At 37.3% G+C, this 18,015-nt stretch carries 15 protein-coding genes; 10 read left to right on the forward strand and 5 right to left on the reverse strand.

Features of this window, described 5'->3' with window-relative positions; translation table 11 throughout:
• Positions 1–100 precede the first annotated feature (100 nt).
• The 4 genes from QOX35_RS12485 to QOX35_RS12500 all read left to right on the forward strand — a co-directional run bounded on the left by QOX35_RS12485 (position 101) and on the right by QOX35_RS12500 (position 3,844).
• On the forward strand, positions 101–547 hold the full coding sequence (locus QOX35_RS12485) for a MarR family winged helix-turn-helix transcriptional regulator (protein WP_006842889.1): 447 nt from the start codon (positions 101–103) through the stop codon (positions 545–547).
• A gap of 36 nt (positions 548–583) precedes the next feature.
• A complete protein-coding gene (locus tag QOX35_RS12490; RefSeq protein ID WP_283687193.1) occupies positions 584–1,219 on the forward strand; it encodes a nitroreductase family protein in 636 nt (211 codons plus the stop codon).
• 32 nt (positions 1,220–1,251) lie between these two features.
• The gene (gene tpx, locus QOX35_RS12495) at positions 1,252–1,755 is read left to right on the forward strand and encodes a thiol peroxidase (protein WP_252638162.1); all 504 of its coding nucleotides are present in this window, start codon (positions 1,252–1,254) and stop codon (positions 1,753–1,755) included.
• Between the two features lie 487 nt (positions 1,756–2,242).
• Positions 2,243–3,844, forward strand: coding sequence for an ABC-F family ATP-binding cassette domain-containing protein (locus tag QOX35_RS12500; protein ID WP_283687194.1), 1,602 nt, complete (start codon positions 2,243–2,245; stop codon positions 3,842–3,844).
• A gap of 37 nt (positions 3,845–3,881) precedes the next feature.
• Here QOX35_RS12500 and QOX35_RS12505 read toward each other — a convergent pair whose 3' ends face one another.
• The 5 genes from QOX35_RS12505 to QOX35_RS12525 all read right to left on the reverse strand — a co-directional run bounded on the left by QOX35_RS12505 (position 3,882) and on the right by QOX35_RS12525 (position 10,110).
• Entirely contained in the window at positions 3,882–5,309 is a 1,428-nt protein-coding gene (locus QOX35_RS12505; RefSeq protein WP_283687195.1) for an alpha-L-fucosidase, read from the reverse strand.
• A gap of 45 nt (positions 5,310–5,354) precedes the next feature.
• Positions 5,355–6,923: an NAD(P)/FAD-dependent oxidoreductase gene (locus QOX35_RS12510; RefSeq protein ID WP_283687196.1), complete on the reverse strand. Its 1,569-nt coding sequence runs from the start codon at positions 6,921–6,923 to the stop codon at positions 5,355–5,357.
• A gap of 103 nt (positions 6,924–7,026) precedes the next feature.
• A complete protein-coding gene (locus QOX35_RS12515; protein ID WP_283687197.1) occupies positions 7,027–7,488 on the reverse strand; it encodes a hypothetical protein in 462 nt (153 codons plus the stop codon).
• 70 nt (positions 7,489–7,558) lie between these two features.
• Positions 7,559–8,974 carry a DHA2 family efflux MFS transporter permease subunit gene (locus tag QOX35_RS12520; protein ID WP_283687198.1) on the reverse strand — a complete coding sequence of 472 codons (1,416 nt, stop codon included), beginning with the start codon at positions 8,972–8,974 and terminating at the stop codon, positions 7,559–7,561.
• 152 nt (positions 8,975–9,126) lie between these two features.
• Entirely contained in the window at positions 9,127–10,110 is a 984-nt protein-coding gene (locus tag QOX35_RS12525) for a cation diffusion facilitator family transporter (RefSeq protein ID WP_135105160.1), read from the reverse strand.
• A gap of 187 nt (positions 10,111–10,297) precedes the next feature.
• Between QOX35_RS12525 and QOX35_RS12530 the strand changes: the two genes are divergently transcribed.
• From QOX35_RS12530 to QOX35_RS12555, 6 genes are all read left to right on the forward strand, one after another.
• Positions 10,298–11,626, forward strand: coding sequence for a deoxyguanosinetriphosphate triphosphohydrolase (locus tag QOX35_RS12530; RefSeq protein ID WP_283687199.1), 1,329 nt, complete (start codon positions 10,298–10,300; stop codon positions 11,624–11,626).
• An 803-nt stretch (positions 11,627–12,429) separates the two neighbouring features.
• Positions 12,430–14,157 carry a S41 family peptidase gene (locus QOX35_RS12535; RefSeq protein ID WP_283687201.1) on the forward strand — a complete coding sequence of 576 codons (1,728 nt, stop codon included), beginning with the start codon at positions 12,430–12,432 and terminating at the stop codon, positions 14,155–14,157.
• Positions 14,158–14,249: 92 nt separating this feature from the next.
• On the forward strand, positions 14,250–14,861 hold the full coding sequence (locus QOX35_RS12540; protein ID WP_283687202.1) for a DUF4290 domain-containing protein: 612 nt from the start codon (positions 14,250–14,252) through the stop codon (positions 14,859–14,861).
• 13 nt (positions 14,862–14,874) lie between these two features.
• Positions 14,875–15,393, forward strand: a complete 519-nt coding sequence (rimM, locus tag QOX35_RS12545; protein ID WP_283687203.1) for a ribosome maturation factor RimM — start codon at positions 14,875–14,877, stop codon at positions 15,391–15,393.
• A gap of 282 nt (positions 15,394–15,675) precedes the next feature.
• Positions 15,676–16,752, forward strand: a complete 1,077-nt coding sequence (gene proB, locus QOX35_RS12550) for a glutamate 5-kinase (protein WP_135105155.1) — start codon at positions 15,676–15,678, stop codon at positions 16,750–16,752.
• Positions 16,753–16,754: 2 nt separating this feature from the next.
• Entirely contained in the window at positions 16,755–18,008 is a 1,254-nt protein-coding gene (locus QOX35_RS12555) for a glutamate-5-semialdehyde dehydrogenase (protein ID WP_283687204.1), read from the forward strand.
• Positions 18,009–18,015 lie beyond the last annotated feature (7 nt).

Below are 18,015 nucleotides of genomic sequence, written 5' to 3' on the forward strand. Positions count from 1 at the left end.
CATACTTTAATTCTATATCTATTTTATTTAACATTAGAAGTACTCAATTATATTTTATAATATTTAATTTTACACAATCAAATTTAAGGAAACTAAAATAATGAATGATAGTTTGAAATTAAATAATCAATTATGCTTTCCGATATATGCTTTATCGAGACAAGTTACTGCAATATATCGTCCTTATCTCGATAAGATAGGACTCACCTATCCACAGTACCTCGTCATCATGGTTTTATGGGAATATAAAACGGTAACAGTAAAGCAACTAGGCGAATTACTTTGGCTCGACAGCGGAACTCTTACCCCACTCTTGAAAAGGATGGAAGCAAATGGATTCCTTATCCGCAAGCGTTCTTCCGAAGACGAAAGAGTAGTTGATATTCTTATCACAGAGAAAGGTGAAGCTTTGGAGAAAGAAGCAGAATCTATCCCTCCGGCAATGAAGAAAGCATTGGAGATTGGAGATGAGGAATTGGTAACACTTCGGGAGCATCTAAAAAAAATACTGAATATAACGAGTAAATGCAATGCCAAATTGCTATAAATATTTTCTAATTATAATAAAACAACAAAAAACAATATGAGCTTAATAGAATCTTTGGAATGGAGATATGCAACAAAAAAATTTGACTCTTCAAAAAAAGTAGATCAAAAATTAGTCAACGATATTATTGATGCAGCTTGGCTTGCACCTACTTCATCGGGATTACAACCTTTTGAGGTAATAGAAATTACAAATCAGGAATTAAAAGAAAAAATCGTTCCGATTGCATTCAACCAACAACAAATAGCCGATGCATCGCACCTATTGGTGTTTGCCGCATGGGACAATTATACAGCACAACGCATAGACACAATATACAAACACACTACAGACGGCCGGAAGCAGGACCCCAACCAGTATAAAGATTACACAGATAGACTAAAAAATGCGTATTTACAGCGTCCGGCCGAGTTGAACTTCGAGCATGCAGCGCGTCAGTCATATATTGCATTTGCATTCGCAATGGCAATGGCTGCAGAGCTTAAAGTAGACAGCACTCCAATGGAGGGTTTTGATAATGATGCACTAGATAAATTATTAAATTTGAACGAACGTGGCCTCAAAAGTGTTACAATACTACCATTAGGTTATCGTGACGAAAATAATGACTGGCTCGTAAATCTAAAAAAAGTGCGTCATCCTAAAAAAGATTTTCTTATCGAAATAAAATAATAATATTAACTAACGCTTAAAAACAAAAAATTATGGCAAAAATAACATTTAAAGGATCTCCGGTTAATACCAGTGGACAATTACCGGCAGTAGGTTCAGTAGCTCCGGCTTTCACCCTTGTGAAAAAAGATTTATCAGACGTTACATTGAAAGATCTTAAAGGTAAAAATGTAATTCTAAATATTTTCCCAAGTATCGACACCGGAGTATGTGCTGCGTCAGTTCGCAAATTTAACAAAGAAGCTGCAAGTCTTCCTAACACTGTTGTATTGGCTATCTCTGCCGACCTTCCATTTGCTGCCGGTCGTTTCTGTACAGCAGAAGGTATAGATAATGTAGAACCAGCTTCTGTTTTCAGAAATGCTGAATTTGCAAAAGATTATGGAGTATTAACTGTTGACGGCCCATTGAAAGGTCTTTTGGCTCGTTCGGTGGTAGTACTTGATGCTGATGGAAAGGTTCTATACAATGAATTAGTAGAAGAAACTACAAATGAACCGAACTATGAGGCAGCCTTAAGTGTTCTAAAAAAATAAAAAACTAGATAGCTGTAAAGCAATAAGAAGTATTTTTCAATCAAGGCTTTTGCAATATTGCAGAGGCCTTGTGCTTTTAGTGTATACTTACATTATTTGTTAATTAAATCTTTATATGAAATATCTTGTTTTACGATTATACAATATTGCTTTATCGAATTCTATAAAAGATTGTTACCTTTGCAATACTATTAACGAATAAATACTCCAATGAGAATATCTAAGTAATACGATGGTTGTAACAACCATTTTGTCAAATCCGGATTATCCGGTACATTTTGGTTAAATCAGTATTCAAATATATCAGACTATCCACAGTCTGCTAAACTTAGATATCATGTAATCCTCTATTTTTAAAGAATAAAAAGTATCAATCGATACTCTTATGTAAGTTGCATTTTGTTCAAACTTTTGAACAAAGTCTTCGACTATCATGGCATATGCCATAAAAACACAATTACCTAATTATTTATTAAAAAATAGGTTTATGAGTATTATCGTAAAACAATTATCATATATACATCCTGATAAAGAGCCCTTATTTCATAATATCAATTTTTCTGTTCCTAAAGGACAAAAGGTTTCGTTGATTGGCAGTAACGGATCAGGAAAATCAACACTCTTAGGTATCATTGCAGGAAGTGTTCAACCATCGGAAGGAAAAGTTATCTATCAGGATGAACGCCCCTATTATGTACCTCAACATTTTGGACAATACGATCATTACACGGTTGCGGAGGCTTTACAAATCAGTGAGAAATTGAGAGCACTTCATGCAATATTAGAAGGAAATACAGATATGACCAACTTTACACTCCTCGCAGATGATTGGAATGTGGAAGAACATGCGTATAGTGCCCTGTCAAAATGGGGTTTACCTCATATTCAGCTATCTGAGATGATGAGAAACCTTAGCGGAGGAGAAAAAACAAAAGTATTTTTAGCAGGAACCTATATCCATTCTCCAGCCAATGTTTTACTGGATGAACCGTCGAACCATCTAGATAAAGCAGGGCGGGCACGATTATATGATCTTATAAAAAATAGTAGTGCTACTGTAATCGTCGTAAGCCATGATCGTACTTTACTCAATTTGATTGACCTTACGTTTGAACTCACTCTCAATCAGATTGAAGTTTACGGAGGAAACTATGAGTTTTACAAAATTCAGAAAACTGAACAGCAAGAAGCATTACAGTCCCAACTTGAAGAAAAGCAAAAAGAACTTCGCAAAGCCCGAAATATAGCCAGAGAAACAGCAGAAAGAAAACAAAAACGCGATGCACGAGGTAAAAAAGATCTGGGAGATAAAGGTATTCCACGTATCATGCTGAATACGATACGCAACAGGGCGGAATCGAGTGCAGCAAAGTTGCAAGAGACTCATGCCAATAAAATGGAGAATATTGCGGATGAAATGAAACAGTTACGCCAACAGCTACCCGAAAAAAAAGACCTCAAATTAAATTTTGACGATGCGAATCTCCATATCGGGAAAATATTGGTAACCGCCCAAAATATCAATTTTGGCTATAGTGATCAGATGTTATGGAGCATTCCTCTTGATTTCGAAATCAGAAGTGGAGAAAGGATAGTTATAAAAGGAGAAAATGGAACGGGGAAAACAACCCTGCTTAAACTTATATTTGGAGATTTAGAACCTAAGCAAGGGCATATTATCCGATCGAATTTTCAGTACTTATACATCGATCAGGATTATTCAATTATAGATAATGAACTTACGGTTTTTGAACAATTACAAAAATTCAATTCATATCATTTGAGTGAAGATGAATTACGCATTTTACTGCATAGATATTTGTTTACATATAATACATGGAACAAGCCATGCAAGATTTTGAGTGGTGGTGAAAAAATGAGGTTGGTATTTTGCTGTATGCAAGTTGATAACAAAGCTCCTGATATGTTTATTCTGGATGAACCGACTAATAATCTAGACATTCAAAGTTTGGATATTGTCACCGATACAATAAAAGATTACAAAGGAACTCTTCTGGTGATATCACACGATGCATACTTTGTAAGAGAGATAGGTATAACAAAAGAAATAGAGCTGAAGGATCATTAAATCCTTCAGCTCCTATCCTCAATAATTCGTTCAATCATTATTTTACAAAAGAAAAAGCTAAAGCAGCCTGATCTTTAGGAAGTCCTGCCGGGATTGAAACTTCAATTCCTTGTGCTGTTTTCTTCCATTTTACAGTTTTCCCAGTCTGCAAGAATTTTATTTTACTTCCTTTTGCGGGTTCATTACCTTTCCATACAACAGTAGTAGGCAGAGGCTTTCCTTCTTCCAAGCAAACAATAGCATATATCGTTTTGCCATCTTTACTTTGGGTGAACCACGTTTTACCATCATTATAAAAAGGAGTAATGCGTGTGTTATATATCGCTTCTCCATTCTTGATTGTCCAATCACCTATTTTCTCCAATCGTTCAACTACCTGATCCGGCAATGTTCCGTCAGGTTTTGGACCGATACCCAATAATAAATTTCCTCCTTTAGCTACAATCTCCACGAGGGTATGTATTACAGCTGCCGGTGATTTATACTGATCTGTCGGTACATATCCCCAGTCCCAACCAAGGGTAATACAGCTCTCCCAAGGATGATCGAGTTGTGTTTCGGGGATACCCCTTTCTGGTGTCTGATAATTTTCATTCTCTCCCGGAACAGTACGGTCTACCACCAATATACCGGGCTGATAACGACGTGCCATCGCTGCTATTTTAGGCATATCAATATCTTGTGCTCCTCTATAATTTTTACCGGCACGCTCGGCATCTCCGCTACGTGCAGGACGTACCCAGCCACCATCGAGCCACAATATATCAATATTACCATAGTCGCCGTTCATAAGTTCCTCTATCTGGTTATAGGTAAACTCTTTGAACTTGTTCCATCTCCACTTATTTTTTTCAATATCGTAATTATTATTACGGTTGGGAGTCGGGTATCTATCCCACCAATAATATTGAGAATGCCAGTCGGGTTTTGAATAGTAAGCTCCTATCATATAACCTTCGCTACGAAATGCATTAAACACTTCTTTAGCAATATTACTACGTGGGTCATTCTTAAATGCACCCTTCGTTACCGAGAAATCGGATTGCTTTGTATCGAACAAGTTAAAGCCATCGTGGTGCTTTGTTGTGAAAACAACATAATTCATCCCTGCCTTTTTTCCATACTTAGCCCAAGAAGCCGGATCTAGTTTTTCGGGTTTAAAGCTATTTATCGTATTCCAATAATTTCGTTTATAGGCATCATAAGTAATTGTAGAATCACGAGGAATCCAATCTTCTTCTTCTCCACAAATAGACCATGATTCTACAATTCCCAACTGAGAATATAATCCGTAGTGAATAAGCATTCCAAACTTCTGGTCTTGCCACTTGTCGAGTTTATTCAATACTTTTTCATCCTTAGGCCATGTGTACGACTCTGACCTACCGTGAGCAAAAGTTTGGGCAAATGTATTTGACGTTATCAATATCGACAACAATAAAAGAGTAATGATTTTTCTATTCATGCTATATTGAGATTTAAAATTTCTATTTTTTCTGAGTTGCTTATCTTATATTTTTTCCTTTTTCATCTTCTCTGCCAATGCTTCAGCACATCGTTCACCATCCATTGCAGCAGAGACAATACCTCCGGCATACCCGGCTCCTTCCCCACATGGGTAAAGCCCATCTATTTCTATATGCTGCATCGTTTCACGATCTCTGATTATACGTACAGGAGAAGATGTACGGCTTTCTACGGCCAGAAGTATTGCATCATTTGTCAAATATCCTTTGTAGCTCTGCCCCACTTTTTTGAAGGCCTCTTGCAAACGCGATGCAACAAATCTCGGCATCCATTCGTGCATCGAAGAAGACACAACTCCGGGAGCATATGATGTTTCAGGCAAAGTAGAGCTCTTCTTTCCGTTTACAAAATCATACAATCGTTGTGCCGGAGCCACCTGAGTCATTCCTCCGTGTACCCATGCCGATTCTTCCAGATCTTCTATGAACTTGAGCAAAGCCAATTCATTATATTTTTCATATTCAGGAAAATCTTCAGGATGAATCTCAACCACTACACCTGAGTTAGACCAACGAGAGCCACGGTTAGATGGAGACATACCATTCACTACAACCTGTTTAGGTCCACTTGCCGATGGTACGATTGTTCCTCCCGGACACATACAAAATGAGTATACACCTCGCCCTCCTGCCTGAACTACAAAGCTATATTCTGCAGCAGGCAAATATTCTCCTCGTCCTTCTTCACAATGATATTGTATTTGATCGATCAGATGAGAGGGATGTTCTACTCTAAATCCAACAGCCAATCCCTTGGCTTCTATTTTTATTTTCTGGTCGTACAGCATATAATAAACATCTCGGGCTGAATGTCCTGTTGCTAAAATAACCTGACCATGAAAAACTTTTCCTATATTAGTTTCTATTCCTTTTACACTACCGTCTTCTATAATCAGCTTATCCATGCGTGTTTGGAAGTGAACTTCTCCGCCTGACAATATGATTTGCACACGCATTTTTTCTATTATACCCGGTAGTTTATCTGTACCGATATGCGGATGTGCATCAACAAGCACAGATGCGTCAGCACCATGCTGGCAAAAAACATTCAGAATTTTTTCTACATTACCACGCTTCTTACTTCGAGTATAAAGTTTTCCATCCGAATAAGCCCCTGCTCCCCCCTCACCAAAACAATAGTTGGACTCTGGATTCACGACATGCTCACGATTCATCAGTGCTGTATCACGTTTACGATCACGAACATTTTTACCTCGCTCTACCACTATGGGGCGAATGCCCAGCTCTATAAGGCGTAATGCCGCAAACAGACCTGCCGGCCCTGCTCCTACGACAATAGCCTGCGGACAATGCTTTACATTGGGGTAATAAGTAGTTTGGAAATCCGGATCATTTTGTTCTTCATTAATGTAGCCTCTTACTTTGAGATTCACGAAAATATTTCGTTGGCGGGCATCAATGGATCGACGAAGAATACGAACCGAATTTATATCTCTTAATGGAATACTTGTCTGGGATGAATAGATGCGTCTGACTTTCTCGATATCTGACGCCTGCTCTGGCGTAATGCGTAAGTCTATATCTTTTTGCATGATTTATTGTAATTGAAAGCACAAAGATAAAATATTTAGAGCATAAAGAAAAGCACAAGTATCACTACTTATGCTTTTGTGCCATCAGTTACATTCACAATATTTATTCTAAATAAATTATCGCCAAATCTTTTTCATCACAGAATACATGACAAGCATCTGTATAAACCTTAATAGTCTTTCTAAACAGCTCCTTATCTTTTTTATATCCAACAAAGTCAACCTCCCCAATAAATTTGGTTTCATTCCACTTCGTTGGCTTCACAAAGTCAGGAAAATGCCTATCGAATCCGTCGCCTACAAAAAGATAGGTTCCCTGCTTCTGACAATACTGAAAAAATGTATCATTAAAATCCTTGAAGACACTGACGTTCTTCAATCCTTCCTTTGTTGCGATAAAAGACTTTACACTATCCAGCACATAAGGGCTCCCATCTTTATGCTTAACTCCGACACCAATCATACGCATCTCGTCTGTACAGTAAACAATATTATCATCAGCTTTATTATCAGAACACGATACGAATAGAAAAGATAAAAATAAAAACAAAATAAAGTTTTTCATAGTTATAACAGATTAGTATCTATATTATTATAGATGAATAGAGAAGGATAAAAGCTGCATGAGAATATTTTTATCCTACGTTCCGGTCTCTTTTTTTCACACGAACAGCATCTCCGGCATCGGGAGTTAACTTTGTGAAACCGTATAGAGAAATAATACCGAGTATTGCCACAAAGATGAAAGCCAAACGAAAATCTGCAACAGTATAATGTTCAGAATATCCGTTTATCATATTAGAGAATCTCAGGAATACTGCACCCATTGCGATCCCCATTCCTGTAGACATTTGTTGCACGGTACTGTATAATGTGTTAGCCGCAGTCATCTGCTGCTGTGGTATTTCGGCAAAGGCCAAAGTTGTAATAGCACTAAACTGCATGGAGCGAAACATACCCGAAAGGAACATTACAACAACAATCAATACGACAGGAGTAGTTGGCAACAACAATGCTGTGAAAAAAGAAAATAAAGCGACTAGAAAACCATTCACAACTAACACTGTACGAAAATTATAATGACGCATCACCCATATAGTTGCGGGTTTCATTGCCAGATTGCCTGCCATGGTAGCTAGAAACAATGATCCTGATTCAAATGGATTTAGCCCAAACCCTTCCTGAAACATCAATGGTATAAGATATGGTGCCACCCCTATCACCATACGAGAAATAGAACCTGTAAATATAGTTACCTTATAGGTAGGGATTCGTATAACAGAATAGTCTATCAGAGGATTTGATATATGTTTCGAATAGCGAACATTAAACAGGAGCAAACAAATACTAACCAGTATAAGTAGTACAGATACATAGTACGGCACCTCCCTACGGCTAAGTAGTTCCACCCCATACATGAATCCGACTAAGGCTGAACCACTGAGCACAAAACCAACTAAATCGAACCGCTTTTTAGGTAAGTTGTGCTTCTCTTCTTCAGGAATAAAACGCCAGGCAAGAATCACACATATTATGCTAATAGGGATATTCAGGTAAAAAATCCAATGCCAGGTCCAATAAGTCGTAAGATACCCTCCTACTACCGGGCCTAAAATAGGCGCGACAAGCGCAGGCCATACAATGTATGCCATTGCCGTCACCAATTTGTCTTTCGTTACCGACTTTAATACGGCAAGCCTTCCCACAGGAGTCATCATTGCACCTGCCATACCTTGAAATATTCTGAATATAACAAACTGTGTCAATGTCTGAGACATACCACATAAAGCTGATGCAGTGATAAACAACACGATGGATGTACAAAAAACTTTACGTGTGCCATACCTATCGGCAATCCAACCACTTACAGGAATAAAGATAGCTAATGCAATCAGATAGGAAGTAATACCCGCACTGAGATGTACAACATCTGTATTGAAAGACCGAGCCATAGCGGGAATGGCTGTATTTACGGCAGTGGTATCAAGCCCTTGCATAAAAAAGGCAATGGCAACAACTAACGATACGGTATAGGTCTTATCGATTTTCATCGGCGAAGAGTTACTCTGTAAAAACGAATGCAAAGTTAGTTTTTTTAGTAACTATCAGCTAAGGAGTAAATAAAAAGAGCAGAACACTAAAAACACAAAAGACTAATAATCAATAACTAAAAAGCGACAAATAAGAATAAATTTATGATCCCTTAACTTTCCTCAGCAGTAGTTAGCGTCTCTTTGGTAAAAGGTATTCTTTCTTTCAATGGTTCTTTTCTATATGAGCAGTCCTTAACCCGACAAACCGAGCAATATTTCTCGAGGCACGAATCGGAGTGTATAGATATCAATGTATGCTGAGGGAATAACTTGATAAGACTTAATCTTAATTCTTCGCAAGAAGAGTGTCCCTGATCTATATTATAATACCATGGCAGAGTGAGATCACAATCTATAAAAAAGTCGCTTCCTGATTTTAACACCTTCAGATTGTGAATATCAATCCAATCATCCTTTCTATTTTCATTTATCGATTTGGTTATTTTCTCCAATGCAACAATATCTGCCGTATCAATCAGATTTTGTATTGTTTTTCGCAAAATACCTATTCCTGTAAAAACAATTATTCCACCAAAAATAATTGCAAGCGCACTATCAATCCATACCAAACCGGTGAAATAAAGTATCAACAAACCTGCAACAAGCCCAATAGTAGAATATGTATCCGATTGGAGATGCTTTCCTCCTGCAACAAGTGCTATAGAATCATATTTCTTCCCCTGATGAATACTATAATATCCAAGAATATAATTTACAATACCGGCAGCGGCAATAACAACAATACCAATATCAAGCTTTTCTATTACAGAAGGGGTAAACAATCTTGCAATACCTTCATAGATAATCAACCCTCCTGCCAAAATGATTAATATTCCTTCTATCGAAGCCGATATTAGTTCTATTTTACCATGCCCGAACGGATGATCCTGATCTTTGGGTTTGGCTGCTTTATGTATGGCATACAGGCTGATAAAACCGGCAACTATATTTACAATACTTTCCATTGCATCGGTAAGAATCCCAACAGAATTAGTCAAAACGTAGGCTGTAAATTTACCTATCATCAGAATAATACCACAAGCAACAACAAGAGTTTGTACTCTTTGTTTTATTTTATCCGGATTTGTTTTCATTATTAAAGCTAAGATAAAGTGCCTAATCAAGAGAGCCCTCTGAAATGTTTGAATTTAAGTTCAAATATACCTTTTTTTTCTAAAACCAGAACAAAACAATCCTAAGACTTAAGAAGTATTATAACTTATGTTTGTATATAAAAATAACTGAAAAAACTTTATCTTTGATTCTCAAACTAATTAAGGTATGAACTGGCAACAACTGCTTTCGGCAAAACGATTCGGAATGGAAGAATACCATGATGACAAACATCATGATAGAACTGATTTTCAAAGAGATTATGACAGGCTAATCTTTTCAGCACCTTTCCGCCGTTTGCAAAACAAAACACAGGTCTTTCCTCTTCCGGGTAGTATATTTGTGCATAACAGGCTCACCCATAGCATCGAGGTTTCTTGTGTAGGGCGCTCTTTAGGTGTTATTGTCGGTAAAGAACTAAGAAAAAAGTATCCAAATTCGCCTGCCGATTTCGAAGAAATAAACTCTATCATTGCTGCCGGTTGCCTTGCTCACGATCTGGGTAATCCCCCTTTCGGCCATTCAGGTGAAACAGCCATCACGAGCTATTTCTCTGAAGACAAAGGCATGCGGCTAAAGGAAAAAATAATAAAAGAAGGTGGACGTTGGGAAGATTTTATCAACTTTGAAGGCAATGCGAACTCAATACGTCTGCTTATACATCAGTTTAATGGCAGACGAAGAGGCGGTTTTGTTATGACCTACTCTATGCTCGCTTCAATCGTTAAGTACCCCTACTCTTCCATCGCTGCAAATGGAGCCGGCAAATTCGGTTTTTTCGAAGCGGAAGAAAAAGATTTCAAAAGAATAGCAAACGAATTGGGCATGCACTGCATTCAAGAAGATCCGTTAAAATACGCCAGACATCCCTTAGTATATCTCGTAGAGGCTGCCGATGATATTTGTTATAAAATAATGGATTTAGAAGATGCTCACAAGTTAGGACTATTAACAACTGAGCAAACAATAGAACTCTTCCTAAATTTCTTTCCGGAAGAAAAACAGAGAAAAATGCAGAAAACGCTCCAGGTAGTCAGCGATATTAATGAGCAAATTGCATATCTCCGCTCAAGCGTTATCGGTTTACTTGTTGATGAATGCTCTAATGTATTTCTGGAAAACGAACAGAGTATCCTGGATGGTGGGTTTGAAAAACCATTAATAAAATGTATTTCTCCATTACCCAATAATGCTTACCAAATAGCGACAGATGTTAGCTATAAAAAAATATATAAAACAAAAGATGTAGTAGATATAGAACTAGCCGGGCATCGGATTATCGGATTCCTTCTCGACACATTTATATCGGCTGTGGAAGAGCCTAATGCAAAATATTCAAAATTGATTCTTAGCCGTATACCGGAACAATATGAAAAAGACGCACCAACATTATATCAAAGAATTCTTGCCGTTTTAGACTTTGTATCAGGTATGACAGACGTATACGCCCTCGACTTGTACAGAAAGATCACAGGAATGAGTTTGCCAACAGTTTAACATCTCTGATCTTATCGTTAATAAAGATTAACAACAACATAAACAAATAGCCAGCAACACTTTAACAAACAAGAAAAGGAATAAAACAGAGCAAAATAAAATAAAAAATTGCAATATGAATTATAAATAATATATTTGTACCAACAAACGGATACAACTTTTTAAACTACAGCAATAATCAATTACATTGCTATAAAACATATTGATTTTAATAGAATTAAGAAATATAGCATTTTGTATCATATTGTCATATATTCACGCAAAACATGAAATTTCAGTTGTATTCATCCGAAAAGCCCGGAATGAGGAGTTATGCAAACGAATGAGATCTATAGCCGTGTTGCCCAGAATCATTATTTTGCACGTATGAATTATAAAAAACGAAAACGAACATTCTACCCGGAAGGATTGTGCTAAGTAATTATTGGTAATACTAAAAAAATATACTCACGTTAAATAGAAATAAAGATTAAATTCAGTGCCTGATGATATACGGAGATGTAATAAACTATTCACATTTGTATTTGTCTTCAATGTTTGTCCCTCCTTTTTCATTCTAGAGCTTGTGAAAGTATTGAAAGAAAAATCTCAGGCGCTGAATTTTACTTTAATAAGCAAGTAAATCAAAAGAAGTATAACGCTCTGTTTGTTTATTTAGTTCACTATCCCGAATTTTCTACACTTTTACGTTTTTTGTTAAAAATAAGAGATATATAACCATCGTAATTTTATTTATTTATAAAAAAAGTATTTCCTTTGCGTAAAATAATGGAATACAAAACATTTTATATAATTACAGTCTAATGAGAAACCGTTTAATTGCATTTTTCACATTCTCAGCACTTTTGGGGACTACTTTTACCTATGCACAAAGTAACCAGGGAAAGAACCAAGAGCAACAGCGCTATTTTGATATAAATAAGAACATCGAAATATTCAACAGTGTAGTCCGCGAGATGGATATGTTCTATGTCGATAGCCTCGACATCAATAAAACAATACGCACAGGCATAGACAATATGCTAGGCACGCTTGATCCTTATACAGAATACTACAATGAGGATGACATGAAAGAGTTTAGCACCCAAATAACAGGCGAATATGCCGGAGTTGGAGCTATCGTATCTTTCAAAGATGGAAGAGTTACTATTATAGAACCATACGGTGATAAGCCCGCCGCAAAAGCCGGATTAAAAGCGGGAGACGTAATCTTGGAGATAGACGGAAAAGATATGACTACCTGCGACTCTGTACCCGGAGAGGTATTTGGGCGCACATTGAGCAGTTTTGTAAGCAATAATCTAAAAGGGCAACCGGGAACAACAATAGAAGTAAAGGTAGAACGCAAAGGCGAGAAAAAACCTTTAACATTGAAGGTTGTACGCGAGAAAGTTGTTATGGATCCTATTACATACTATGGTATGGTAACTCCTACTATAGGATATATAAGTTTTAGCACCTTTACCGACAAAAGTGCTGCTGAAGTAAAAAACGCTTTCTTGGAGCTAAAGAAACAAGGCGCTAAATCCCTTATATTCGATGTACGCCAAAATGGTGGAGGAATCATGGAAGAAGCGGTTCAGATTGTAAATATGTTTGTGCCGAAAGGGAAAGTTGTGTTGTCTACCAAAGGAAAACTAAAACAGACCGATAGGACATACCGCACCACACTGGAACCAATAGATACTGATATACCAATCATTGTTTTAACGAATAGAGGCTCTGCTTCTGCTGCCGAAATCGTAGCCGGATCATTACAGGATATGGATAGAGCTGTACTTCTTGGCGAACGCACATTCGGAAAAGGATTGGTACAAGTAACTCGTGAAGTACCTTATGGAGGCGGAATAAAAGTAACCTCTTCTAAGTACTACATCCCCAGTGGCAGATGTGTGCAAGCAATAGATTATTCCCACAGAAATGCTGATGGTAGTGTGGGACGTATACCGGATAGTCTCACTACTGTATTTTACACTCAGGCAGGACGTCAGGTAAGAGACGGCGGAGGTGTTACTCCCGATATTGTAATGAATGAACCTAAAACCCCAAATATCACCTATTACCTCGAAAATCAATACATCGTTTTCGATTGGGTTACAGATTGGGTAGTCAGACATAAATCGATCGAATCGCCTGAAAAATTTTCTATATCTGACGAAGACTATGAGGACTTTAAGAAGTTCGTTAAATCCAAAGATTTTCAATACGATCGTATGAGCGAAAAGTCAATGGCTTCATTAAAAGAGGTGATGGAGTTTGAAGGCTATATGAAATATGCCAATGACGAGTTTAAGGCTTTGGAAGCAAAACTTATCCCGAACCTTGATCGGGACTTGGAAACCTTCAAAGAAGATATAATGAAACAGATAAACTCAGCCATTGTTAAACGTTATTATTATCAGCGTGGGGAGAAACTTTATTCTCTTAAACATGATGCTGACGTAGATAAAGCAATAGAAGTTCTCGGGGATACAGAATTGTACAAAAAGACATTGTCTGCTCCCGAAAAAATAGCAGAAACTGCGAAGTAAGAAAATTAATTTATAGAGGTAAGTAATTATTTCGTATCTTTGTGGATATCTAATTACTTACCTTTTTATTTATACATATATTACATTTACAAATGGAGTATAACACTCAGTTAAAAAAACTTACTCTTCCTGAATATGGAAGGAATATACAAAATATGGTCGACTATTGCCTTGCAATACCTGACCGAAACGAACGCAAACGTTGTGCAGATACTATAATAAACATTATGGGAAATATGTTTCCACACCTTCGTGATGTAAACGATTTCAAGCACATCTTATGGGATCACTTGGCTATTATGTCCGACTTTAAGCTGGATATAGATTATCCTTACGAGGTAGTTAAAAAAGAAGACTTGAACACCAAGCCGGGAAAAATAGAATATAGTCGTCCCGACATGCAATACCGCCATTATGGTAAAACATTGGAAAAGATGGCAAAGATGGCTATATCGATAGAAGAACCCAAAGAAAAAGAACAATTTATTTTGCTGGTTGCCACTCATATGAAAAAATCATATATACAGTGGAACAAAGATGTTGAAGATCATAAAATATTCCTTGACCTTTATGATTTATCGGGTCATAAGATTGATATCAGGAACTCAAACATCAAACTTCCTGAAATGAAGGATCTAGGTCAGAGAAATACGCCCAACAATAATGGTGGTGGGAAAAAAAGCAACCAACAAAAGAAAAAATAAACAAGCCTGAGCTATGATAAAAGATAGCGAAGTATTTAAAATAGGTAAACTTATCAAACCCCATGGAATAAAAGGTGAGATAAGTTTTGCTTTTGAGAACGATATATTCGACCGGGTGGATTGCCCATACTTGATATGCCGTATAGACGGCATCTTTGTCCCTTTCTTTGTGAACGAATATAGGTTCAAAGGAAGTGAAACGGCTTTAATTACATTTGAGGGTGTAGACAGCGAAGAAAAAGCAATGCAAATGTCGGGATTGGAAGTATTTTTTCCTCGCAAATACTTTGAAGAAGAATCGGATGATGATATAGACTATTCGTGGAACTTCTTTATTGGATTTTCGGTAGTGGACAAAGTTGCCGGCAATTTAGGTACGATTGAAGAAATAGACGACAAAACGATTAACACACTATTCCTCGTGAAGAACGACGATGAAGATCTTATAATACCTGCAACAGAGGACTTTGTCGAAAAAATTGATGCTAAAAAAAGAATATTATATCTAAATCTGCCCGAAGGGTTGGTATAGGCATACAATTTTTCAATAAATTTTATCATATATAGTATAAAGTCTGCTACACAAAACTGTAGTAGAAAAGTGACATCATAAACAACGTCAAAAACTGTTACCTTTGTCACCTTTTATAAATAACAACCTATATATAAACCATTTAACAAAATACTCAAAATCATTTTAAGACGCTACAAACACAAAAAGAAAAGATAGCAAGCAATTTAACGCCTATTTTCTATTTTATCTATCATTTTACCTGAAATAAAATTTTAACTTTGTTTTTTTGATATTCTTCTAATGAAAGAGCGTATTACTGTAAAAATAGGAAGTCAGATATTAACCCGAAAAGACGGGACATTAGATGTCACACGTATGTCTGCACTGGTAGACCAGATTGCAGAGCTGCACAAAAGTGGTGTCGAGGTTATTCTTGTATCATCGGGTGCTGTAGCATCAGGTAAATCGGAGATTAAAGTCAAGTCTAAGTTAGACACGATTTCTGCCCGTCAGCTATATTCCTCCATCGGACAGGTAAGGTTGATAAACCGTTACTCAGACTTGTTTCATCAACAGAATATTACCTGCGGACAGATATTAGCGACGAAAGAAGATTTTTCAACCAGACGACATTATCTTAATCAACGAAATTGCATGTCTGTGATGTTGGAAAATAAAGTCATACCGATAGTCAACGAGAACGATGCCATTTCTGTTACCGGACTTATGTTTACAGACAATGATGAGATGTCGGGACTGGTAGCTACAATGATGGGCTGCGAAAAACTAATCATACTGAGCAATATCGACGGTATATATAATGGCAATCCGTCCGATCCTAAATCGGAGATATTTAAGAAGATAGATATTACAAAAGACAATATAGAAGACTGTATACAGTCTTCGAAGTCATCTACCGGACGTGGTGGAATGACTACCAAGTATAATATTGCACGCAAAGCTGCAGAAGAAGGAATTGAAGTAATAATAGCCAACGGGCGTAGAGACAATATACTTGTAGATCTTATAAAAGGGAAAGATGTGATTTCCACGCACTTTATCCCCTCTACAAAGAAAACAACAAGTATAAAAAAATGGATTGCTCACTCCGAAGGATTTACCAAAGGAGAAATATACGTCAACCAAAATGCTAAAGAGGTACTCTTGGGAGACAAGGCTGTCAGCTTACTTCCTGTTGGTGTAACCAAAATTATTGGTAACTTCGAGGCTGACGATGTAGTGCGCATCATGGATGAAAAAGGAAAATTGATTGGCATTGGAAAAACTGCATATAGCAGCGAAAAAGCCAAAGAAGTAATAGGGAAAAATAATAAAAAGGCAATAATTCATTACGACTATTTATATATTGAAAAATAAAAATGGACGATTATCACCAGAATACGTTCCAGTTAGTTGCAGAGGCTAGTAAGGGTCTTAACTTATTGGAAGAAAAAGAAATAAACGCAATACTGGAAGCTATTGCAAAAGAGACCGAATCGAAGATGTATTACATTCTTGCAGAGAATCAGAAGGATTTGCAGAGAATGGATACAAGTAATCCAAAATACGACCGCTTGCTGCTCAATGAGCAACGGATAATGGATATTGTGAAAGATATCCGCAATGTAGCATCACTCCCCTCCCCTGTAGGAAAAGCACTAATGCAGAAAACACTGCCCAACGGACTGAACCTATCAAAGGTGACTGTGCCTTTCGGAGTGATAGGCATCATATACGAGGCACGTCCGAATGTCAGTTTCGACGTATTCTCGCTTTGTCTCAAATCAGGAAATGCCTGTATACTAAAAGGCGGCTCTGACGCTCGTTTTTCGAATGAAGCCATAATTGATTTGATTAGAAACGTATTGGACGCAAATGGAATCAATCCGAATGTCTGTACACTATTGCCTAACGACAGGACTGCAACAGAAGCATTAATGAATGCCCGCAACTATGTAGACCTTATTATACCTCGTGGTGGGCAAGAGCTGATAAACTATGTTCGTGAGAATTCTCGAATTCCTGTGATAGAAACAGGTGCAGGTGTTTGTCATACATATTTCCATAAAGATGGAGATATTAAGAAAGGGAAGGATATTATTACCAATGCTAAAATCAGAAAAGTGAGTGTCTGCAATTCTCTCGATTGCCTTGTTATAGATAGAGAAAGACTCGATGACTTACACTATCTGTGCGAAGACCTTGACAAGAAAGACGTTATTATCTATGCTGATAAACATGCATACGAAGCACTGTTCTCATACTACTCGTATGACCAATTAAAGAAGGCTGACGAAAAAAGTTTCGGCACAGAGTTTCTCGACTATAAGATGTCTATCAAAACAGTAACAGATATAGAAGAAGCAATCAACCATATATCCAAATATAGCTCGAAACACAGCGAAGCCATCATCAGTGAGGATGCTGAAGCTATCAAGCTTTTTGAAAAAATGGTAGATGCAGCTTGTGTCTACTCTAATGCATCTACGGCATTTACCGATGGTGCGCAATTCGGACTGGGAGCCGAAATAGGTATCAGCACCCAAAAGATGCATGCCCGAGGGCCTATGGCATTAGAGGAGCTATGCACCTATAAATGGCTGATAGATGGTAATGGACAAACCAGGTCGTAAGAGAGAT

Origin of the sequence: Dysgonomonas sp. Marseille-Q5470, assembly GCF_951230145.1 — a bacterium.
GTDB lineage: Bacteria > Bacteroidota > Bacteroidia > Bacteroidales > Dysgonomonadaceae > Dysgonomonas.